Here is a 20,764-nt window from a genome sequence, read left to right on the forward strand (position 1 = left end):
TGAAGGCATGGGATTCCATGTCGATTCCGAAGCCGGGCGGCTGCGCCGCGTCATACTGCACCGCCCCGATCTGGAGCTGAAGCGGCTCACCCCCAGGAACAAGGACGCGCTCCTGTTCGACGACGTCCTGTGGGTGCGCCGCGCCCGGGAGGAGCACGACGGGTTCGCCGACGTGCTGCGCGACCGGGGGGTCGCCGTGCACCTCTTCGGCGATCTCCTGCGCGAGTCCCTCGACATCCCGGTCGCCCGGCGGCTCGTGCTGGACCGGGTCTTCGACGAGAAGGAGTACGGCCCGCTCGCCACCGAGCATCTGCGCGCCGCCTTCGAGGAGTTGTCCTCCGAGGAGCTGGCGGAGGCACTGGTCGGCGGCATGACCAAGCGGGAGTTCCTGGAGCGGCACAGCGAGCCGACCTCCGTCCGCTTCCATGTAATGGACCTGGACGACTTCCTGCTGGGCCCGCTGCCCAACCACCTCTTCACCCGCGACACCTCGGCGTGGATCTACGACGGGGTGTCCATCAACGCGATGCGCTGGCCGGCCCGGCAGCGCGAGACCGTCCACTTCGAGGCCATCTACCGCCACCACCCCCTCTTCACCGGACCGGAGGCGGGCGCCTTCCACCACTGGTCGGAGGGGCAGGACGACTACCCCTCGACCATCGAGGGCGGTGACGTCCTGGTCATCGGGCAGGGCGCGGTCCTGATCGGGATGAGCGAGCGCACCACCCCGCAGGCGGTGGAGATGCTGGCCCGGGGCCTCTTCGACGCCGGTTCGGCGCGCACGATCGTGGCGCTCGACATGCCCAAGGCCCGCGCGTTCATGCACCTGGACACGGTGATGACGATGGTCGACGGCGACACGTTCACCCAGTACGCAGGTCTCGGCATGCTCCGCTCGTACACCATCGAGCCCGGCAGCGGCCCCCGGGAGCTGAAGGTCACCGACCATCCGCCCGAGCACATGCACCGGGCCATCGCCGCCGCCCTCGGCCTCGACTCCGTCCGGGTGCTCACCGCCACCCAGGACGTCCACGCGGCCGAGCGCGAGCAGTGGGACGACGGCTGCAACGTCCTCGCGGTCGAGCCCGGCGTGGTCGTCGCGTACGAGCGCAACGCCACGACCAACACCTATCTGCGCAAGCAGGGCATCGAGGTCATCGAGATCCGGGGCAGCGAGCTGGGCCGGGGGCGGGGCGGACCGCGCTGTATGAGCTGTCCGGTCGAGCGGGACCCCGTGGCGTGAGGTCCCGCACATGGCCCCGCATGTGCGCCCGCATACAGCCCCGCGCAGGGCTCTGTATAGGGATGCGGTTAGTCGTATAGACTTCCAGTTCTGCCGCGTGCAGTGCGCCGATCCCCGCCCGACCCAGGAGCAGTCATCATGGCCATAGACCTCACCGGCCGCCACTTCCTCAAGGAGCTGGACTTCACCTCCGAGGAATTTCTCGGCCTGGTCTCGCTGGCCGCCGAGCTCAAGGCGGCCAAGAAGGCCGGGGTCGAGGTCCAGCGGCTGCGCGGGAAGAACATCGCGCTGATCTTCGAGAAGACCTCGACGCGTACGCGCTGCGCGTTCGAGGTCGCCGCCGCCGACCAGGGCGCCTCCACCACCTACCTGGACCCCTCGGGCTCCCAGATGGGCCACAAGGAGTCCGTGAAGGACACCGCCCGGGTGCTCGGCCGGATGTTCGACGGGATCGAGTACCGGGGCGACAGCCAGCAGGCGGTCGAGGAGCTGGCCGCGTACGGCGGGGTGCCGGTCTTCAACGGGCTCACCGACGACTGGCACCCCACCCAGATGCTCGCCGATGTGCTCACCATGGCCGAGCACGGCGACGGGCCCGTCACGGAGACGGCCTTCGCCTATCTCGGCGACGCCCGCTTCAACATGGGCAACTCCTACCTGATCACCGGCGCCCTGCTCGGCCTGGACGTCAGGATCGTCGCCCCCGAGGCCTACTGGCCGGACGAGGCCGTCGTGGCGCGGGCCCGGAAGCTCGCCGAGGTCAGCGGCGCGACGGTCACCCTCACCGACGACATCGCCGAAGGCGTGCGGGGCGCCGACTTCGTCGCCACCGACGTCTGGGTGTCGATGGGGGAGCCCAAGGAGGTGTGGGCCGAACGCATCGCCGCGCTCGCACCGTACGCCGTGACGATGGACGTCCTGCGGGCCACCGGCAACCCGGACGTGAAGTTCCTGCACTGCCTGCCCGCCTTCCACGACCTCGGCACCCAGGTCGGCCGGGACATCCACGCCACGTACGGGCTGACCGAGCTGGAGGTCAGCGACGAGGTCTTCGAGTCCGCGCACTCGGTCGTGTTCGACCAGGCGGAGAACCGGATGCACACCATCAAGGCCGTGCTGGTGGCGACGCTGGCCGGGAAGTAGCCCCGCGCGGTACGTGCGCATACGGGGCAGGCGCGGTACGTATACGGGGCAGGGGTTCGCATGCTCATACACCCGATTGGGTGAACATGCGCGGTGGTGGCTACGATGTCGCCTCTTGGTGGGGTTCGGGCTCGTGATGCCCGGACCCCTTCCCATGTCGCCCGGCGTCCCCACGGCCGCCGTCAGCGCAGGGAACGTCCCCCCACTGCACCACCAGAGATGAGAACGTCCCGCATGAGCCCCGGTCTGCCGCGTTCCGGCACCCCGAAGCCCCCCGGCCTCCCCCAGCGGGACCTGCGCCGCAAGAGCCCCGATCAGCTCATCGCCGAGTCCGGCGGCGACCTGGAGGGCCACGGCCTCAAGCGCACGATGGGCCTGTTCCAGCTCGTCTGCTTCGGCGTCGGCGCGATCGTCGGCACCGGCATCTTCGTCGGGCTGTCCGACAGCGTCGCCGAGGCCGGGCCCGCCGTCGTGATCTCGTTCGTCCTCGCGGCGATCACCTGCATCTTCACCGCCCTGTCCTTCGCGGAGCTCGGCAGCGCCATCCCGGTCTCCGGAAGCTCCTACTCCTTCGCGTACGCGGCCCTCGGCGAGCGCACCGCCTTCCTCGTCGGCTGGTGCCTGCTGCTGGAGTACGGCGTCTCGGTCTCCGCCGTCGCGGTGGGCTGGAGCCAGTACGTCAACGAGCTGCTGAACAGCCTGATCGGCTGGGAACTCCCCGAGGCGCTGTCCTCCGGACCCGGCGACGGCGGAGTGATCAACCTGCCCGCGGTCGTCGTGATCGCCATGGCCGCCACCCTGCTGGTGCGCGGCGTCCGCGAGAGCGCCACCGCGACCGCCGCGATGGCCGTCCTGAAGATCGGCATCCTGGTCGCGTTCTGCGCCGTGGCGTTCAGCGCGTTCCAGGACGACAACCTCATGCCGTTCGCCACCCACGGGCTCGGCGGGATCACCGCCGGTGCGTCGCTCGCGTTCTTCTCCTACATCGGCTTCGACGCCATCACCACCGCCGGCGAAGAGGTCAAGAACCCCCGGCGGAACATCCCCCTCGCCATCCTGATCTGCATCGGCGTCGTCACCCTGCTCTACTGCGCCGTGGCGCTCTCGGCCATCGGCGCGATCGGCTCGGACGCCGTCGCGAACCAGAGCGCCGCTCTCTCGATCGCCGTCAACCAGGTCACCGACTCCACGGTCGGCGGCGGCATCGTCGCCTTCGGCGCGGTCGTCGCCATCGCCTCGGTGGTGCTCGCCGTGATGTACGGGCAGACCCGCATCCTGATGTCGATGTCCCGCGACGGACTTGTCCCGCGCGTCTTCGAGCGGGTCTCGCCCAAGACCCACACCCCGGTCGCCAACACCTGGATCGTCGCCTGCGTCTTCGCGGTCCCGGCCGCCTTCGTCCCGCTGGACGTCGTCGTGAACCTGACCACCATCGGCACGCTCGCCACGATGGTCGCCGTCAATATCGCGGTGGTGGTGCTCCGCCGTCGCAACCCCGAGCTGAAGCGGACCTTCCGGGTGCCGCTCTACCCGGTCAGCCCGCTGCTGGGCGTCGCCTTCTGCCTGTATCTGATGTACGGGACCGGCTGGACGACCTGGGTCCAGTTCGCGGTCTTCCTGGCCGTCGGCTCGCTGCTCTACGCCGGCTACGGCCGCAAGCGCTCCCGGCTGGTCAGCTCCCCGGGGACGGACCCGGCTGCGCCGGTATCGCCGGAAGCGTGAACCAGACGGCCTTGCCGTGCTCCGTGGTGCGGTGACCGCACGCGGAACTGAGGGTCCGGATCAGCAGCAGGCCGCGGCCGTGCTCCTGCCAGGGATCGACCTCACAGCCCGGCTGCGGCCGGGACAGGTCGCCCGGCGGAGCGGGGTCGCGGTCGTGCACCTCGACCTGGCAGCCGGTGGGCATCAGCTCCACGACCAGCTCGATGGGCTCGCCGCCCCGCGTGTGCTCGACCGCGTTGGCCACCAGCTCGGCGGTCAGCAGCTCGGCGGTGTCGCTGTCGGCCGGGGCGTCGATGTCCGACAGCGCCGTACGGATGAGAGCGCGGGCGATCGGCACGGCCGCGGTGGAGTGCGGCAGGGCGATGCGCCAGGAGGCGGGAACGGGGACGTCGGGCGGCACGGCAGGGTTTCCGTTCGGGAGCGGGTCTTCCTCGAAGCGGGAGGTCTCGACTTCTCGGGTTCACGTCGTACTTCTGGGGTTCACGTCGTACTCGTGTCGGGACTTCCCGGTTTCAACCTTACGAACCGCTCCGGTCCAGCCATAGAGGCGGTCGGCCGGAGCAAAGGGGACTTTCGCCACAACAGTCTCATGGATGCTGTATTGCGACCTCGTGACGGCAGTCACGTAAGGGTGATAACTTCGGAGGCGGAACGCGACCCGCGCACGGCCGGCACCAGCCCGATCGCTGAAGGGGACCCCTCCATGAGCCCGTTTCCCAGCTCCGCCCCGAGCACCGAGGAATGGCGACATCTGCGGCTGACGCGGGACGGCGGTGTGGTCACCGTCACATTCGCCCGCCCCGAGAAACTCAACGCGCTCACCTTCGGCGCCTACGCGGATCTGCGCGACCTCCTCGCCGAGCTCTCCCGGGAACGGTCCGTCCGCGCCCTCGTCCTCGCCGGCGAGGGACGCGGCTTCTGCTCCGGCGGAGACGTCGACGAGATCATCGGCGCCACCCTGGCCATGGACACCGCCCAGCTCCTCGACTTCAACCGGATGACCGGACAGGTCGTCCGGGCCCTGCGGGAATGCCCCTTCCCCGTCATCGCCGCCGTCCACGGCGTCGCCGCCGGAGCCGGAGCCGTGCTGGCCCTGGCGGCGGACTTCCGGATCGCCGACCCGTCGGCCCGCTTCGCCTTCCTCTTCACCCGGGTCGGCCTCTCCGGCGGCGACATGGGCGCGGCCTATCTGCTGCCCCGGGTCGTCGGCCTCGGCCACGCCACCCGGCTCCTGATGCTCGGGGACGCCGTCCGCGCCCCCGAGGCGGAGCGCATCGGTCTCATCAGCGAGCTGGCCGAGGAGGGCAGGGCCGACGAGCGCGCCGCCGAGCTGGCCCGCCGCCTCGCCGACGGCCCTGCCCTCGCCCTCGCCCAGACCAAGGCCCTGCTCACCGCCGAGCTGGACATGCCGCTCGCCGCCTCCGTCGAACTGGACGCCAACACCCAGGCCCTCCTGATGCACGGCGAGGACTACGCCGAGTTCCACGCCGCCTTCACCGAGAAGCGGCCGCCCAAGTGGCAGGGGCGATAGCCGTGCAGGCCCCCGGAACGACCCGGCGTCCGGACGCCGCCGTGCCGGACCGCGTGCGGCGCATCGCGGTCATCGGCGGCGGCCCCGGCGGCCTCTACGCCGCGGCCCTCCTCAAGCGGCTCGACCCGGACCGCGAGGTCACCGTCTTCGAGCGCAACGCCCCCGACGACACTTTCGGCTTCGGCGTCGTCCTCTCCGACGAGACCCTCGGCGGCATCGAACACGCCGACCCCGAGGTCTACCGGGCCCTGAGCCGCGAATTCGTCCGCTGGGACACCATCGACATCGTCCACCGCGGCCGCACCCACACCTCCGGCGGCCACGGCTTCGCCGCCCTCGGCCGCCGCCGGCTCCTGGAGATCCTGCACGAACGCTGCGCCGGTCTCGGCGTCGACCTCCGCTTCCGCACCGTGGCGCCGCCCGCCGCCGAACTCGCCGCCCGGCACGACCTGGTCATCGCCGCCGACGGCGTGCACAGCGCCACCCGCGCCGCGCACACCGACGCCTTCGGCCCGAGCGTCACCGAGCACCGCAACCGCTACATCTGGCTCGCCGCCGACTTCGCACTCGACGCCTTCCGCTTCGAGATCGCCGAAACCCCGTACGGCGTCATGCAGTTGCACGGCTACCCGTACGCGACGGACGCCTCCACCGTCATCGTCGAGATGCGCGAGGAGGTGTGGCGCGCCGCCGGGCTCGACACCTGTGACGCGGCCGAATCCACCGCCCGCTGCGCCAAGTTCTTCACCGAGGCCCTGGACGGCCGCCCCCTCCGCGGCAACCGGTCCTCCTGGCTCGCCTTCCGTACGGTCACCAACTCCCGCTGGTCCCACGGCAACACGGTGCTCATCGGCGACGCGGCCCACACCGCCCACTTCTCCATCGGCTCCGGCACCAAGCTCGCCGTCGAGGACGCCCTGGCGCTGGCCGCCTGCGTCGAGGAACAGCCCGACCTGCCGACGGCGCTGGCCGCGTACGAGGCCGAGCGCCGCCCGGTCGTCGCCTCCACCCAGCGCGCCGCGGCCGCCAGCCTGCGCTGGTTCGAGGAGCTGGCCACCTATGTGGAACAGCCGCCCCGGCGCTTCGCGTTCAACCTGCTCACCCGCAGCCGCCGGGTGACCCACGACAACCTCCGGCTGCGCGACGCCTCGTTCACCGCCGCCGTCGAGGAGGAGTTCGGCTGCCCGCCCGGCACCCCGCCGATGTTCACCCCGCTCCGCCTGCGCGGCCTGGAGCTCCGCAACCGCGTCGTCGTCTCACCCATGGACATGTACTCCGCCACCGACGGGCTCCCGGGCGACTTCCACCTCGTCCACCTCGGCGCCCGCGCGCTCGGCGGCGCCGGGCTCACCATGACGGAGATGGTCTGCGTCAGCCCCGAGGGCCGCATCACCCCCGGCTGCACGGGCCTGTGGAACGCCGAACAGGCCACCGGCTGGCGGCGGATCACCGACTTCGTCCACACCTCCGCCCCCGGCGCCGCCATCGGCGTCCAGCTCGGCCACTCCGGCCGCAAGGGCTCCACGAAGCTGATGTGGGAGGGCATCGACCAGCCCCTGGAGAGCGGCAACTGGCCCCTGACGGCCGCTTCCTCACTGCCGTACGTGCCCGGCGTCAACCAGGTCCCGGCGGAGCTGGACCGGGCCGGACTGGACGACGTACGCGAGCAGTTCGTGTCGGCGGCCCGGCGCGCCGCGAGCAGCGGCTTCGACCTCCTCGAACTCCACTGCGCCCACGGCTATCTGCTCTCCGGCTTCCTCTCCCCGCTCACCAACCACCGCACCGACGCCTACGGCGGATCACTTCAGAACCGGCTCCGCTTCCCCCTCGAAGTCTTCGACGCCGTCCGCGAAGTCTGGCCCGACGAACGCCCGATGACCGTGCGGATCTCCGCCACCGACTGGGCCGAGGGCGGCACCGACACGGCCGACGCCATCGCGATCGCCCGCGCGTTCGCCGCCCACGGTGCCGACGCCATCGACGTCTCCACCGGCCAGGTGGTCCCCGAGGAGCGCCCCGAGTACGGCCGCTCCTACCAGACCCCGTACGCCGACCGGATCCGCAACACCGTGGACGTCCCCGTCATCGCGGTCGGCGCGATCTCCTCCTGGGACGACGTCAACTCCCTGCTCCTGGCGGGCCGCGCCGACCTCTGCGCCCTGGCCCGCCCCCATCTGTACGACCCGCACTGGACCCTGCACGCGGCGGCCGAACAGGGCTACAGCGGCCCCGGCGCGCCCTGGCCGCTCCCGTACGGCGCGGGCAGCCGGCCGCCCCCGACCGGCCGCACCGACGGACCGAAGCCCCGGCTCAGGTTGGGCTGACCGGACACATGTGGCAGAGGCACGGCGTGGGGTGGGGCGCGCCGTGGTGGGTCTCGCGGTATCCGGCGGCGAGCCGCTCCAGCAGCCCGGCCAACTCCTCGGCCTCCTCCCGCGACCGCGGGCGCACGCCGATCGCTTCGGCCCGCCGCAGCACGACCGGCGCGAACACCGACTTCGCCCGGAAGGTGTGCAGATGGCGCGAGCCCGTGTCGACGGTGATCCACCGGCCGGTGCGGGCCCGCCCGATGGTGGTCACCTGCTCGTGCCCCATGCCCGGGTAGGTGTCGACGACGTACACCTTCGCCCCGCCCCGGTACGTCCTGGTCCCCGGCCGCAGCTCCTGCCCGCCGTCCCCGTACCGCCGCCACCGCACCACGTTCGCGGCGACGAGCCACAGCGGCTCCGGTGTCACGGGCTCCGCGCTCACACGTCCCTCCTCAACTGGACCCGGTCCGCCACCGGTTCGTAACCGATGCGCAGATACACGCCGTTGCTCGTCGGGTTGGCGAGGTCCGTGAAGAGCAGCACCTCCGCCGCGCCCGCCGCCGATGCGGCCCGGGAGGCCTCGGCCGTCACGGCGGCCGCGTACCCCCGGCCACGGAATTCCGGCGGCGTGTACACCGACGTCACCCGCACCGTGCCCGCCAGCATCCGGGTGCGCCCCGCCAGCGCCACCGGCGCCCCGCCGCTCTCCCAGAGAGTGAACGCCCCGCGTTCCGTGCCCTCGTCCACCAGCCACTCGGCCGAGGACTTGGACTGCCCGGTCGCGGCGGCGAATCCGTGCATCCACTCCACCAGCAGCGCCCGGTCCGCCCGTGTCGCCGCCCTGGCCCGGCCCTCCGGCGCGGGGGAGGGCCGCCGCAGCGCGCCCAGCCGGTACAGCCGCTGCTCCTGCACGGTCCGGTAGCCCGGCAGCAGGGCGGCCAGCCACGCCGCGGTGTCCCGGTCCGCGTTGACGCCGTCGAGGTCAGGACCCGCCCCCAGGGCCGCCGCCAGTGGTACCACCGCCTCCGCGGGCACGGCGGTCAGCAGCGCCACATGGGGCGGAGTACGCACCAGGGTGCCCACCACCGCCCCGTCCGCCCCGCGCCACCAGCCGAGCACCGGATCGCCCGCACCGTAGACATGCGGGCCGGAGCGCCTGAGCCGTTCGGTGACCGTCAGCGCCACCGTGTGCTCGACCGGCCGCGCGGCGATCGAGGGGCCGGCCGCGGCGAGGAACATGTCGACGTCGTCGGTGAAGGTCCAGGTCATGCCTCATCCTGCCCGTGAGCGAGGGCCCGGAGCACCCGGATTTCACCCCCGGCAGGCCCTACCCCCGTACGTACCGCTCCCCGGCGTCCCGCAGCCGCTCGTGCAGCCGGCCGAACACCTCCGCCGACCGGCCGCCCGGCCAGTCCGCGGGCAGCAGCTCCGGCGGCAGACCCGGGTCCGCGTACGGGAGTTGCCGCCACGAGTCCAGCGCCAGCAGATAGTCCCGGTAAGCGGTCTGCGGGCGGGGTTCGCCCTCGGAGTCCCCGGCCGTCTCCCAGTCCCGCAGCACCGGCTCGTGCAGTTCCAGGAAGTCATGGTGCAGGCGCGCCACCGCACCCAGGTCCCACCAGCGGGCCACCGCCTCGCGGGTGGCGGCGAAGCCGAGGTGCTCGCCGCGGAACAGGTCGACGTACGGGGCGAGTTCGAGCCGCTCCAGGGTGTGCCGGGTCTCCTCGTACAGCCCGGCCGGGGCGATCCACACCCCGGGCGCGGCCGTGCCGAAACCGAGGCGGGCCAGCCGGGAGCGCAGCAGATGCCGCTTGCTGCGCTCCGCCTCGGGCACGGAGAACACCGCCAGCACCCAGCCGTCGGCGAGCCGCGGTGCGGGGTGCCGGTAGATCCGCCGGTCGCCGTCGTCCAGCAGCTGCCGGGCGTCCGGCGACAGCGCGTAACCCGCCGAGCCGTCCGCCGCCCGGGCGGCCACCAGCAGCCCGCGCCGTTTCAGCCGCGAGACGCAGGACCGTACGGACGGGGCGTCGACGCCCACGGCGTGCAGCAGGCGGATCAGCTCGGACACCGCGAACGGCGAGCCGTCCGCCGGACGGCCGTAGGCGCCGTAGAGCGTGATGATCAGGGAGCGGGGGGTGCGCAGCTCGGCCACGTGATCACTCTAGGCTCTGTCTTCCCGGAGCAGGAACCGCTGGAGTTTGCCGGTCGCGGTGCGTGGCAGGGACTCCTCGAACACGAAGACGCGCGGGCACTTGTGCGGGGCCAGATTGGCCTTCATATGGGCGCGCAGTGAGTCGGCGGTCTGCTCCGAGCCCTCCGTCAGCACGACGTGCGCCACCACGATCTCGCCGCGCAGTTCGTCCGCCCGGCCCACCACGGCGGCCTCCGCGACCTCCGGATGGCGCAGCAGGGCGTCCTCCACCTCGGGGCCCGCGATGTTGTAGCCGGAGGAGATGATCATGTCGTCGGCGCGGGCCACATAGCGGAAGTAGCCGTCCGGTTCGCGGACGAAGGTGTCGCCGGTCAGGTTCCAGCCGTGCCGGACGTACTCCGTCTGCCGCGGATCGGCGAGATAGCGGCAGCCGACCGGGCCGCGCACGGCGAGCAGTCCCGCCTCGCCGTCGGGCAGCTCGTCGCCGTGCTCGTCCACCACCCGGGCCTGCCACCCCGGCACGGGCACCCCCGTCGTGCCCGGCCGGATCGCGTCGTCGGCGGCGGAGATGAAGATGTGCAGCAGTTCGGTGGCCCCGATGCCGTTGATGATGCGCAGCCCCGTCGCCTCGTACCAGGCCTGCCAGGTCGCCGCCGGCAGGTTCTCCCCGGCCGACACACAGCGGCGCAGCGCCGAGAGGTCGTGGCCGTCCAGCTGCCCGAGCATCGTGCGGTAGGCCGTCGGCGCGGTGAACAGCACCGAGACCCGGTGCCGGGCCAGCGCGGGCAGCAACTGCTGCGGGCCCGCCTGCTCCAGCAGCAGCGTGGAGGCCCCGGCCCGCAGCGGGAAGACCAGCAGCCCGCCCAGGCCGAACGTGAAGCCCAGCGGCGGGCTGCCCGCGAACACGTCGTCGGCCGAGGGCCGCAGCACCTGGGCGGAGAAGGTGTCGGCGATGGCCAGCAGATCCCGGTGGAAGTGCATACAGCCCTTGGGGCGCCCGGTGGTCCCCGAGGTGAACGCGATGAGCGCGACCTCGTCGGCGGCCGTGTCCACCGCCCGGTACGGGCCGGAACCGGAGTGCGCGGCGGCCAGCCGGGTGAGGTCCGCGGGCCCGTCCCCGCCGAACGCGGTGACCCGCAGACCGGCCACGTCCGCCTCCGCCAGGTCCGCCGTCGACCGGGCGTCGCACAGGGCGTGGCCGATCCGCGCCAGTGAGCAGATGGTGGCCAGCTCACTCGCGCGGGCCTGCGCCAGTACGGTGACGGCGACCGCGCCCGTCTTCATGACGGCGAGCCAGCAGGCGGCCAGCCAGGGCGTGGTCGGCCCGCGCAGCAGCACCCGGTTGCCCGGCACGACGCCCAGGTCCTCCGTCAGCACATGGGCGACGCGGTCCACCGTCTCCCGCAGTTCGCCGTAGCTCCAGACGCCTCCGTCGCCGGAGCGCAGCGCGGGACGGTCGGCGCCGTACTCCTCGACGGTGCGGTCCAGGAGTTCGCGCCCGCAGTTCAGCCGGTCGGGGTAGTGCGGCGCCGGATCGTCCAGGAGGAGTTCCGGCCACTGGTCCGGCGGTGGGAGATGGTCGCGCGCGAAGGTGTCGATGTGGGCGCCGACAGCGCGCCCGGACCGCTCGGAATGCGCACCGGGGACGCGTACGGACGCGTCGGCGGCGGCTGTGGGCGTGTTCGGCGAGGAATTCGGCTCCATGAAGGATCGCCCCCTTGTCGCCTCTGGAGCGTATCGTTTGGGTGACGGTAGTCAACGGTCCGCGATAAGACATGACGTGCGATGCAACGGGACATGACGTGTGATGCACCGCGACGAGCTGCCACGCGACGCGACAGGACACGCGAAACGACGCGACAAGAGAGGCGCCGCCATGACGGCATTCTCCCTCGAACCGGAACAGACCGCCTGGTGCGAAGAGCTGCGCACCCTCGCCGCACAGGAGCTGCGCCCGCTGGCGGAGAAGGGTGAGCCCGGGCGCGTCAACCGCCCGCTGCTGGCCGCCCTGGGCGAGCTGGGCCTGCTGGAACGGATGTTCGCTTCCGGGGCGCTGGATCTGTGCCTGCTCCGCGAATCCCTGGCCCGGGGCTGCACCGAGGCCGAGACCGCGCTCGCCCTCCAGGGGCTCGGCACCACCCCGATCGTCCAGGCGGGCACCCCCGCCCACCGCGAGCGCTGGCTCCCGGAGGTCCGGGCCGGGCGGGCCGTCGCGGCGTTCGCGCTGAGCGAGCCGGGCGCGGGCTCCGACGCGGCGGCCCTGAGCCTGGCCGCCGAGCCCACCCCGGCCGGCTGGGCGCTCACGGGCGAGAAATGCTGGATCTCCAACGCCCCCGAGGCCGACTTCGCCGTGGTCTTCGCCCGGACGACCCCCGGCGCGGGCTCCCGTGGCATCACCGCGTTCCTGGTCCCGTCCGACCGGCCCGGACTCACCGGCTCCGCCCTCGACATGCTCTCCCCGCACCCCATCGGCACCCTGGAGTTCGACGGCGTACCGGTCACCGCGGACGATGTCCTCGGCGAGCCCGACCGGGGCTTCCGGGTCGCGATGAACACCCTCAACCTCTTCCGGCCCAGCGTCGGGGCCTTCGCCGTCGGGATGGCCCGCGCCGCCCTCGACGCGACCCTGGAGCACACCGCCCACCGCACCGCGTTCGGCGGCCCGCTGAGCGACCTCCAGGCCGTCTCGCACCAGGTCGCCGAGATGGCCACCCGCACCGAGGCCGCCCGCCTCCTCGTGTACGCGGCGGCCGCGGCGTACGACGCGGGGGAGAGCGGAGTGCCGCGCCGCGCGGCGATGGCCAAGCTGTACGCCACCGAGACCGCGCAGTACGTCGTCGACGCCGCCGTCCAGCTGCACGGCGCCCGGGCCCTGCGCCGGGGCCACCTGCTCGAACACCTCTACCGCGAGGTCCGCGCGCCGCGGATCTACGAGGGCGCGAGCGAGGTGCAGCGCACCATCATCGCCAAAGAGCTGTACGCGAACGCCGCCCAGCGGCCCGGCCCCCACGAGCCACCCGCCCAGCAGCCCGCGTCCCCGACCCAGGAGCCGCCCGCATGAGTCCGTCCCACCGGATCAACCCGGCCGAACTCTCCCCGCCCACCGGCTTCTCGCACGCCGTCGTCGCCACCGGCGGGCACCTGGTCTTCCTCGCCGGGCAGACCGCGCTCGACCCGGACGGCAAGGTCGTCGGGGCCACGCTGCCCGACCAGTTCGCCGTCGCGCTGGGCAATCTGCTCACCGCCCTCCACGCGGCCGGCGGCGCACCCGCCGACCTCGCCCGGGTCACCGTCTACGCCACCGACGTCGCCGACTACCGCTCCCACGCGGCCGAGCTGGGCCGGATCTGGCGCAGGCTCGCGGGGCGCGACTACCCGGCGATGGCGGTCATCGGGGTGGCCCGGCTCTGGGACGAACAGGCGATGGTCGAGATCGACGGGGTCGCGGTCCTGCCGTGAGGCCCCCGGCTCCCGAGTAGCGGCGGCGGCGCGGCGGGGCGAGGCTGAAGGGGTCCGGATGCCGAGCCGCCCAGGAGAGTCAGCGGTGCCCAGCCAGCCGCCCCCGCGCCCCGCCGCCCGGTCCTACGACGGCGAGGGCATCGTCGTCGGCTTCGACGCGCACCGCTGCCTGCACGCCGCCGAGTGCGTACGCGGACTCCCCGCAGTCTTCGACGTCGGCCGCCGCCCGTGGGTCCAGCCCGACAACGCCCCCGCCGACGAGGTCGCCGACGTCATCCACCGCTGCCCGAGCGGCGCCCTCCAGTACCACCGCACCGACGGCATGCCCGACGAGGTCCCCGACGTACCCACCCATGTGTCGCTGCACGCCGACGGGGTGCTCCACCTGCGTGGCGACCTGGAGGTCGCCACGCCCCACGGGCCCCGGCAGGAGACCCGGGTGATGCTCTGCGGCTGCGGCGCCACCGGCAACACGCCGTACTGCGACCACAGCGGCCCCTGCGCCGGACACGGCTGAGCCGGGCCGCACGGCAGGACCCCCGGACACAGCGGCCGGGCGGTGCGCGGCGCGCCGGTCGGGTGAATCGGCCTGAGGGATATATCTGTATTTAGTGCCCTTTATTCCGGATGCCCCGTCGCCAGAACCGGACACCCCGCTGTGATCGCGCTCATCGTCGCCCACTTCGCGCTGGCGGCCTGCGCGGGCCCGCTGGTGCACCGGCTCGGCCGACGGGCCTTCGTCGTGCTCGCGCTGCCCCCGGCCGCCGCGACCGTCTGGGCCTTCACCCGCTGGAGCACCGCCGCCTCCGGAGCCGCCGACACCTGGACCTGGGAGTGGATCCCGGACTACGGGGTCACCCTCGACCTCCGCCTGGACGCGCTGTCCGAGCTGATGGTGCTGCTCGCCGCCGGGGTCGGCGCGCTCGTCCTGCTCTACTGCGCCTCCTACTTCACCGACGACACCCCGCAGCTGGGCCGCTTCGCCGGAAACCTCCTCGCCTTCGCCGGGGCGATGCTCGCCCTGGTCCTCGCCGACGACCTGATCACGCTCTATGTGTTCTGGGAGCTGACCACGGTCTTCTCCTATCTGCTGATCGGCCACGGCAGCGAACACCGGCACAGCCGCCGCTCCGCCCTCCAGGCCCTCGTCGTCACCACCTTCGGCGGCCTCGCCATGCTCGTCGGCTTCCTGATCCTCGGCCAGGCGGCGGGCACGTACCGGATCTCCGCGATCGTCGCCGATCCGCCCGAGACGACGCTCGCCGTGTCCATCGCCGTCGTCCTGGTGCTGTGCGGGGCCCTGTCGAAGTCCGCGATCTGGCCGTTCTCCATGTGGCTGCCGAACGCCATGGCCGCGCCGACCCCCGTCAGCGCCTATCTGCACGCCGCCGCGATGGTCAAGGCCGGGGTCTACCTGGTCGCCCGGCTCGCCCCCGCATTCGCCGACGTCCCCGTCTGGAAACCCGTCGTCTTCGTCCTCGGCGGCGCGACCATGCTGCTGGGCGGCTGGCGGGCGCTGCGCCTGAACGACCTCAAGCTCGTCCTCGCCTACGGGACCGTCAGCCAGCTCGGCTTCCTCACCCTGCTCGCCGGGACCGGCAACCGCAACGCCGCGCTCGCCGCCGTCGCGATGATCCTCGGACACGCCCTCTTCAAGGCCCCGCTGTTCCTTGTCACCGGCATCGTCGACCACGCCGCCGGCACCCGTGATCTGCGCAAGCTCTCCGGAGTCGGCCGGTCGCTGCCGTACGTCGCCGGCGTCGCCGTGCTCGCCGCCGCCTCCATGGCCGCCCTGCCGCCGCTGCTCGGCTTCGCCGCGAAGGAGGCCGCGTTCGAGGCGCTGCTGCACGGCTCGGCCGCCGACCGGTGGGCACTGGGCGTCGTCGTCGCGGGCTCGGCGCTCACCACCGCGTACACCCTGCGGTTCGTCTGGGGCGCGTTCGCCCGCAAGCGCGGCGTCCCCGACACCCCCGTCCACTCCGTCGGGTGGGCCTTCCTCGCCCCGCCCGCCCTGCTCGCCGTCCTCGGCCTGGTCCTCGGCCCCGGCGTCGGCTGGACCGACCGGCTGCTGGGCGCGTACGCCGACACGTTCCCGCCCGACCCGGACCCGTACCACCTCGCCCTCTGGCACGGATTCGGCCTCGCGCTGCTCCTGTCGGCCCTCGCCTGGGCCGCGGGCACCGTGCTCTTCCTCGGGCGCGCCCAGGTCACCCGGCTCTCGCGCCGCATCGCCTGGCCCACCGCCGACAGCGTCTTCGGCCATCTGCTCCTCGGGCAGGAACGTCTCGCCCTCCAGGTCACCGGCTTCATCCAACGAGGCTCGCTCTCCGTGTACCTGGCCACCACCCTGCTCGTCATGCTCGGCGGCCAGCTCGCCGTCCTCATGGTCGACACCCCCTGGGACGGGGCCGTGCGCCCCCGGCTCTGGGACAACCCGCTCCAGGGCGCGGTCGCCGCCCTGACCTGCGCCGCCGCCCTGCTCTGCCTGACGGTGCGACGGCGTATGAAGGCCGTCGTCCTGGCCGGTCTGACCGGATACGGCACCGCGCTGCTCTTCGTCGTCCAGGGAGCGCCCGACCTGGCGCTCACCCAGTTCTGCGTGGAGACCGTCGCGATGATCGTGTTCGTGCTGGTGCTGCGGCGGATGCCCGTCCACTTCCAGGAGACCGTGAGCACCTGGCGGCGCGCCACCCGCGTCCCCGTCGCCCTCGCGGCGGCGGCCACCGTCGGCGTCGGGATGTGGGTCGCCGCCGCCGCGCGCACCGCCCCGCCGGCCGGCGCCGCCATGGTCCAGGAGGTCGCCGACCACGGGTACAAGGACGTCGTCGCGACGATCCTCGTCGACCTGCGCGCCTGGGACACGATGGGGGAGTCCGCGGTGCTCGCCGCCGCCGCGGTCGGCGTCACCAGCCTCATCTATCTGCACCGCCGCAGCGAAGGCTCCATGGCCCAGGAGGAGTTGCAGGGCCGCACCGCCTGGTCCCTCTCGGCGCACCACTCCTCCCGGCTGCCGCTCGGCGACGACGCCGCCCCCGAACGCAGCTGGCTGGCCGCCGGAGCCACCCTCGCCCCCGAGCACCGCTCGATCGTCTTCGAAGTGGTGGCCCGGCTGCTGTTCCACCCGATTTTGGTGCTCTCGGTCTATCTGCTGTTCTGCGCCGAGTCCCTGCCCGGCGGCGGCTTCGTCGCCGGACTCGTCGCCGGGGTCGCCCTGATCACCCGCTATCTGGCGGGCGGCCGCTTCGAACTCGCCGAGGCGGCGCCCCTCCAGCCCGGACTCTTCACCGGACTCGGCCTCTTCATCTCCACCGGGGTGGGCCTCCTCGGACTCGCGGAAGGCACCGTCCTGCACGCGTTCACGTACTACGGACATCTGCCGGTCTTCGGCAAATACCACCTGAGCACCTCGGTCCTCTTCGACTTCGGCGTCTATCTGCTGGTCCTCGGCGTCGTCCTGGATATCGTGCGGGCCCTCGGCGCCAAGGTCGACCGGCAGATCGAACGGGCGGCGGGCGTCCTCAGCCCCGAAGGCGGACCCGAGGCGGGAGGACCCCTGCGATGATCGTCAGCGCCTCGCTCATCGCCACCGCCGTCGTGCTCTGCGCCGTCGGCGGCATCCTCATGCTCACCCGCCCGCTGACCCGCATCCTGCTCGGCGCCGTCGTCCTCAGCAACGGCATCAACCTGCTGGTGCTCTCCTCCACCGGCCGGGCCGGCGCCGCCCCGCTGCTGTACGGGGTCTCCCTCAGCCGGGTCACCGACCCGCTGCCGCAGGCCATCGCGCTGACCGCCATCGTCATCACCCTGGCCACCACCGCGTTCCTGCTGGCCATGGCCTACCGCAGCCACCAGATCACCGGCACCGACGAGGTCCACGACGACCTCGAGGACCGGCGCATCGTGCTGCGCGCCGAAGTCCTCGGCGAACGGGCCCAGCTGCGCGAGCAGTTCCGGTCGGGCGCCGAACCCACCGCCGAGGAGCGCGAACGCTACCGCGAGGAGCGCCGCCGGCTCCGCGACCGGCTCCGCGCCGACCGCGCCCGCCAGGCCCGGGGCCGCGACGCCTCCGGCAACCTGTGGAACGACGTGCTGGGCGCGGACCCCGAGGACTACGCACGCGACGGCGACGCCAAGGCGGACGACCGCTACCCCCGCGACCGAGGAGCCCGAGGATGAACGCGCTCGTCCCGCTGCCGGTGCTGCTGCCGCTGTGCGCCACCGGCCTGAGCCTGGCCTTCGGCACCCGGCTGGGGCGCTTCCAGCGCTTCATCAGCGTCGCCGTGCTCACCGCCGTCACCGCGCTCTCGGCGACCCTCATGGTCGCCGCCGACCGGCAGGGCCCGCTCTCCGTCCACCTCGGCGACTTCGCCCCGCCGCTCGGCATCACCCTGGTCGCCGACCGGCTGTCCGGACTGATGCTCACGGTCTCCTCGGCCGTCACGCTCTGCGTGCTCGTCTACTCCCTCGGCCAGGGCATGACCGACCGGGACAAGGAGACCCCGCTCGCCGTCTTCCACCCCGCCTATCTGATCCTCGTCGCCGGGGTCTCCTGCACCTTCCTCGCGGGCGACCTCGTCAACCTCTACGTCGGCTTCGAGATCATGCTGGTCGCCAGCTTCGTCCTGCTCACCCTCGGCGGCACCGGACCCCGGATGCGGGCGGGCTCCACGTACGTGATCATCTCGCTGTTCTCCTCGATGCTCTTCCTCACCGCCATCGCCATGACGTACGCGGCCACCGGCACCGCGAACTTCGGCCAGCTCGCGGTGCGCCTCGCCGATCTCCCCGTCGGCGTGCAGACCCTGATCCAGGCGATGCTGCTGACCGTCTTCGCGATCAAGGCCGCCGTCTTCCCGCTCGCCGCCTGGCTGCCCGACTCCTACCCGACCGCCCCGGCCCCCGTGACCGCCGTCTTCGCCGGACTGCTCACCAAGGTCGGCGTCTACTGCATGCTGCGCACCGAGACCCTCCTCTTCCCCGGCAACCGCATCGGCGACCTCCTGATGGCCATCGCGCTGGCCTCGATGGTCATCGGCATCCTCGGCGCGGTCGCCCAGACCGACCTCAAGCGGCTGCTCTCCTTCACCCTGATCAGCCACATCGGCTACATGGTCTTCGGCATCGGCCTCGCCACCCGCGAGGCGTACGGCGGGGCCATCGTGTACGTCGCCCACCACATCACCGTCCAGACGACGCTGTTCCTCGTCGCCGGGCTCATCGAACGCCGGGGCGGCACCACGGAGCTGACCCGGCTCGGCGGAATGGCCCGAGCGGCGCCGATGCTCGCCCTGCTGTTCTTCGTCCCGGCGATGAACCTCGCCGGGATCCCGCCGCTGTCCGGCTTCATCGGCAAGCTCGGGCTGATGCGCGCGGGCGTCGCCGACGGCGGCGGCTGGGCCTGGGTCCTGGTGGCCGGCTCGGCCGCCACCAGCCTGCTGACGCTGTACGTGGTCGCCAAGGTCTGGAACCTGGCCTTCTGGCGCGCCGCCCCGCCCGGACAGGCCGCCGCCGGCACGGTCCTGGAGTCCGGCGACGACAGCGACGACGACGCCGACCCGGGCCCCGACCGGATCCACGGCACCGGCGACGAGGGCATCGCGCCGGCGCACCGCCCGGCGGGGCAGGCCGTCGCCGCGACCCTGCACGGACGGGCCGTCATCACCACCAGCCGGCTGCCCCGCACGATGGTCGCGGCCACCGCCGCGACCATCGCGATCGGTCTCTCCTTCACCGTGTTCGCCGACCCGCTCACCTCCTTCACCGACCGCACGGCCGCCGAACTCCTCCAACGGACCCCCTACATCCAGGAGGTGCTGGGCCGGTGAGACGCATCCTGCGCTTCTCGTTCAGAAACGCCGATCTGCCGCCGCTGAGCTGCGAGTTCGGCAACCGCCGCCGACGGGTGATCGACCTGCCGCTGATCGCCTGGCTCACCGTCATCTGGGTCCTGCTCTGGTCGACCCTCACCTGGGCCAACGTCCTGACCGGCCTGGTCGTCTCGGTCGTCGTCTGCCTCGCCTTCCCGCTGCCCCGGGTCGACCTCGGACTGCGGCTCCACCTCTGGGGCATCGTGTGCCTGGCCGGCTATCTCTTCCACGACATGTACACCTCGGGGGTGAAGGTCACCCGGCAGATCTTCTTCGGCCTGCCGCACCGGGCCGCCGTCATCGGCGTCCCCCTCCGCTGCCGCAGCGACCTGATGCTCGCGGCCACCGCCGTCGCCGTCTCCAACGTGCCCGGCGGCTCCATCATCGAGGTGCGCCGGGCCACCGCCACCGTCTTCCTGCACGTCCTGGACGCCGACCTGCCCGAGGAGCTCGAAGCCGCCCGCCGCAAGGTGTGGCGGCTGGAGGAGCTGACCGTACGGGCCTTCGGCACCCCCGATGAGATCGCCCGGGTCGCCGAACCACCGCCACCGCCCCAGCTCGCCGCCGGGAGGCCCGCACCATGACCGCACCCGAACAGGTCGACCGGATCCTGCTGACCACCGCCGTCGTGCTGATCCTCGTCGCCGGGGCGCTGCTGCTGGCCCGGATCTGGCGCGGCCCCTCCATGCTGGACCGGGCGATCTCGCTGGACGTCTGCGCCGCCCTGATCATCGCCGGCCTCGCCGCCAAGTCGGCGTTCGCGCGCGACCCGTTCTACTTCCCGATCATGCTGGTGCTGGCGTTCCTCGGATTCACCGGCTCGGTGGGCATCGCCCGTTTCATCGCCGTACGCGACCGGCCCCGCCACGCCCCCCGCCCCCCGCACCACGGCGACACCCAGGAGGGCCCGCAGTGAGTCTCTGGCTCCAGATCGTCGACACGGCCGGCGCCGTGCTGCTCTTCATCGGCGCCGCGATCTGTCTGCTCGGGGTGATCGGCATGATCCGGCTGCCCGACGTCCTCTCCCGCAGCCACGCGGCGACCAAGCCGCAGACCCTCGGCATGATCCTGGTGCTGGCCGGGGTCGCGCTACGGCTGCGCAGCGGCATGGACCTCGCCACCCTCGCCCTCATCGCCTTCTTCCAGATGCTCACCGGACCGGTGGCCTCGCACCTGGTGGCCCGGTCCGCGTACCGCACCGGCCAGGTCGAACACGGCGAGCTGCTCTTCGACGAACTCGACGAGCAGCTCACCGACGGGAAGTGACGGTGTTCCGGGCCCCGTCCCGGCCAAACCCCCCACGGCCCCGGGCCCGCGTGCCATGATGCGGGCAATGCCGGA

19 protein-coding genes are annotated in these 20,764 nt (G+C 72.6%); 14 read left to right on the forward strand and 5 right to left on the reverse strand.

All coding sequences use genetic code 11. From position 1 onward, the window contains the following. Window positions 1-7: 7 nt before the first annotated feature. From G3I54_RS15700 to G3I54_RS15710, 3 genes are all read left to right on the forward strand, one after another. Entirely contained in the window at window positions 8-1,243 is a 1,236-nt protein-coding gene (locus G3I54_RS15700; protein WP_164615168.1) for an arginine deiminase, read from the forward strand. Window positions 1,244-1,381: 138 nt separating this feature from the next. Then, a complete protein-coding gene (argF, locus tag G3I54_RS15705; RefSeq protein ID WP_164615170.1) occupies window positions 1,382-2,386 on the forward strand; it encodes an ornithine carbamoyltransferase in 1,005 nt (334 codons plus the stop codon). 234 nt (window positions 2,387-2,620) lie between these two features. Further along, window positions 2,621-4,108 (forward strand): amino acid permease, encoded by a 1,488-nt coding sequence (locus tag G3I54_RS15710; RefSeq protein ID WP_164615172.1) that lies wholly within the window; start codon window positions 2,621-2,623, stop codon window positions 4,106-4,108. Here the strand turns inward: G3I54_RS15710 and G3I54_RS15715 are convergent. After that, window positions 4,059-4,508, reverse strand: coding sequence for an ATP-binding protein (locus tag G3I54_RS15715; protein ID WP_164615174.1), 450 nt, complete (start codon window positions 4,506-4,508; stop codon window positions 4,059-4,061). The genes G3I54_RS15710 and G3I54_RS15715 overlap by 50 nt on opposite strands. 303 nt (window positions 4,509-4,811) lie before the next feature. On the opposite strand from G3I54_RS15715, the gene G3I54_RS15720 reads away from it, so the two are divergent. After that, the gene (locus G3I54_RS15720; RefSeq protein WP_164615176.1) at window positions 4,812-5,639 is read left to right on the forward strand and encodes an enoyl-CoA hydratase family protein; all 828 of its coding nucleotides are present in this window, start codon (window positions 4,812-4,814) and stop codon (window positions 5,637-5,639) included. Between the two features lie 53 nt (window positions 5,640-5,692). Beyond that, a complete protein-coding gene (locus tag G3I54_RS15725; RefSeq protein ID WP_343240340.1) occupies window positions 5,693-7,963 on the forward strand; it encodes a bifunctional salicylyl-CoA 5-hydroxylase/oxidoreductase in 2,271 nt (756 codons plus the stop codon). On the opposite strand, the gene G3I54_RS15730 is transcribed toward G3I54_RS15725, so the two are convergent. Genes G3I54_RS15730 through G3I54_RS15745 form a run of 4 tightly spaced genes read right to left on the reverse strand, consistent with a single transcriptional unit; the run spans window position 7,950 to window position 11,801 of the window. Further along, window positions 7,950-8,390: a hypothetical protein gene (locus G3I54_RS15730; protein WP_164615178.1), complete on the reverse strand. Its 441-nt coding sequence runs from the start codon at window positions 8,388-8,390 to the stop codon at window positions 7,950-7,952. The genes G3I54_RS15725 and G3I54_RS15730 overlap by 14 nt on opposite strands. Beyond that, entirely contained in the window at window positions 8,387-9,217 is an 831-nt protein-coding gene (locus G3I54_RS15735) for a GNAT family N-acetyltransferase (protein ID WP_164615180.1), read from the reverse strand. Before G3I54_RS15735 ends, G3I54_RS15730 begins: the two co-directional genes overlap by 4 nt. A gap of 58 nt (window positions 9,218-9,275) precedes the next feature. Next, window positions 9,276-10,097 carry a PaaX family transcriptional regulator C-terminal domain-containing protein gene (locus G3I54_RS15740; protein ID WP_164615182.1) on the reverse strand — a complete coding sequence of 274 codons (822 nt, stop codon included), beginning with the start codon at window positions 10,095-10,097 and terminating at the stop codon, window positions 9,276-9,278. A 9-nt stretch (window positions 10,098-10,106) separates the two neighbouring features. Then, complete coding sequence (locus tag G3I54_RS15745) at window positions 10,107-11,801, reverse strand: AMP-binding protein (protein ID WP_164615184.1); 1,695 nt, start codon at window positions 11,799-11,801, stop codon at window positions 10,107-10,109. 172 nt (window positions 11,802-11,973) lie between these two features. Here G3I54_RS15745 and G3I54_RS15750 point away from each other — a divergent pair, with 172 nt between their 5' ends. The 9 genes from G3I54_RS15750 to mnhG all read left to right on the forward strand — a co-directional run bounded on the left by G3I54_RS15750 (window position 11,974) and on the right by mnhG (window position 20,689). Then, entirely contained in the window at window positions 11,974-13,158 is a 1,185-nt protein-coding gene (locus G3I54_RS15750) for an acyl-CoA dehydrogenase (protein ID WP_164615186.1), read from the forward strand. After that, a complete protein-coding gene (locus G3I54_RS15755; protein ID WP_030577659.1) occupies window positions 13,155-13,556 on the forward strand; it encodes a RidA family protein in 402 nt (133 codons plus the stop codon). Before G3I54_RS15750 ends, G3I54_RS15755 begins: the two co-directional genes overlap by 4 nt. A 58-nt stretch (window positions 13,557-13,614) precedes the next feature. Next, window positions 13,615-14,073, forward strand: coding sequence for a (4Fe-4S)-binding protein (locus G3I54_RS15760; RefSeq protein ID WP_203686348.1), 459 nt, complete (start codon window positions 13,615-13,617; stop codon window positions 14,071-14,073). Window positions 14,074-14,214: 141 nt separating this feature from the next. Continuing rightward, window positions 14,215-17,118 (forward strand): Na+/H+ antiporter subunit A, encoded by a 2,904-nt coding sequence (locus G3I54_RS15765; RefSeq protein ID WP_164615190.1) that lies wholly within the window; start codon window positions 14,215-14,217, stop codon window positions 17,116-17,118. Then, window positions 17,115-17,732 (forward strand): Na(+)/H(+) antiporter subunit C, encoded by a 618-nt coding sequence (locus G3I54_RS15770; RefSeq protein WP_030079850.1) that lies wholly within the window; start codon window positions 17,115-17,117, stop codon window positions 17,730-17,732. Before G3I54_RS15765 ends, G3I54_RS15770 begins: the two co-directional genes overlap by 4 nt. Further along, the gene (locus G3I54_RS15775) at window positions 17,729-19,381 is read left to right on the forward strand and encodes a Na+/H+ antiporter subunit D (RefSeq protein WP_164615192.1); all 1,653 of its coding nucleotides are present in this window, start codon (window positions 17,729-17,731) and stop codon (window positions 19,379-19,381) included. Before G3I54_RS15770 ends, G3I54_RS15775 begins: the two co-directional genes overlap by 4 nt. Then, the gene (locus tag G3I54_RS15780; protein WP_164615193.1) at window positions 19,378-20,007 is read left to right on the forward strand and encodes a Na+/H+ antiporter subunit E; all 630 of its coding nucleotides are present in this window, start codon (window positions 19,378-19,380) and stop codon (window positions 20,005-20,007) included. Before G3I54_RS15775 ends, G3I54_RS15780 begins: the two co-directional genes overlap by 4 nt. Continuing rightward, window positions 20,004-20,339 (forward strand): monovalent cation/H+ antiporter complex subunit F, encoded by a 336-nt coding sequence (locus tag G3I54_RS15785; protein ID WP_164615195.1) that lies wholly within the window; start codon window positions 20,004-20,006, stop codon window positions 20,337-20,339. The genes G3I54_RS15780 and G3I54_RS15785 overlap by 4 nt, the downstream gene beginning before the upstream one ends. Then, complete coding sequence (gene mnhG, locus G3I54_RS15790) at window positions 20,336-20,689, forward strand: monovalent cation/H(+) antiporter subunit G (RefSeq protein WP_164615197.1); 354 nt, start codon at window positions 20,336-20,338, stop codon at window positions 20,687-20,689. The genes G3I54_RS15785 and mnhG overlap by 4 nt, the downstream gene beginning before the upstream one ends. Window positions 20,690-20,764: the final 75 nt, after the last annotated feature.

The sequence above is a fragment of the Streptomyces sp. SID14515 genome, assembly GCF_010548505.1.
In the GTDB taxonomy this organism is placed as follows: domain Bacteria; phylum Actinomycetota; class Actinomycetes; order Streptomycetales; family Streptomycetaceae; genus Streptomyces; species Streptomyces caviscabies.

What these genes read in the sequence shown, in the direction of transcription:
- G3I54_RS15710 (WP_164615172.1), top strand. Translation starts at nt 2,621, where the DNA reads ATGAGCCCCGGTCTGCCGCGTTCCGGCACCCCGAAGCCCCCCGGCCTC.
- G3I54_RS15750 (WP_164615186.1), top strand. Translation starts at nt 11,974, where the DNA reads ATGACGGCATTCTCCCTCGAACCGGAACAGACCGCCTGGTGCGAAGAG.
- G3I54_RS15735 (WP_164615180.1), bottom strand. Translation starts at nt 9,217, where the DNA reads ATGACCTGGACCTTCACCGACGACGTCGACATGTTCCTCGCCGCGGCC.
- G3I54_RS15720 (WP_164615176.1), top strand. Translation starts at nt 4,812, where the DNA reads ATGAGCCCGTTTCCCAGCTCCGCCCCGAGCACCGAGGAATGGCGACAT.
- G3I54_RS15755 (WP_030577659.1), top strand. Translation starts at nt 13,155, where the DNA reads ATGAGTCCGTCCCACCGGATCAACCCGGCCGAACTCTCCCCGCCCACC.
- G3I54_RS15760 (WP_203686348.1), top strand. Translation starts at nt 13,615, where the DNA reads ATGCCGAGCCGCCCAGGAGAGTCAGCGGTGCCCAGCCAGCCGCCCCCG.
- G3I54_RS15775 (WP_164615192.1), top strand. Translation starts at nt 17,729, where the DNA reads ATGAACGCGCTCGTCCCGCTGCCGGTGCTGCTGCCGCTGTGCGCCACC.
- argF (WP_164615170.1), top strand. Translation starts at nt 1,382, where the DNA reads ATGGCCATAGACCTCACCGGCCGCCACTTCCTCAAGGAGCTGGACTTC.
- G3I54_RS15770 (WP_030079850.1), top strand. Translation starts at nt 17,115, where the DNA reads ATGATCGTCAGCGCCTCGCTCATCGCCACCGCCGTCGTGCTCTGCGCC.
- G3I54_RS15745 (WP_164615184.1), bottom strand. Translation starts at nt 11,801, where the DNA reads ATGGAGCCGAATTCCTCGCCGAACACGCCCACAGCCGCCGCCGACGCG.
- G3I54_RS15700 (WP_164615168.1), top strand. Translation starts at nt 8, where the DNA reads ATGGGATTCCATGTCGATTCCGAAGCCGGGCGGCTGCGCCGCGTCATA.
- G3I54_RS15785 (WP_164615195.1), top strand. Translation starts at nt 20,004, where the DNA reads ATGACCGCACCCGAACAGGTCGACCGGATCCTGCTGACCACCGCCGTC.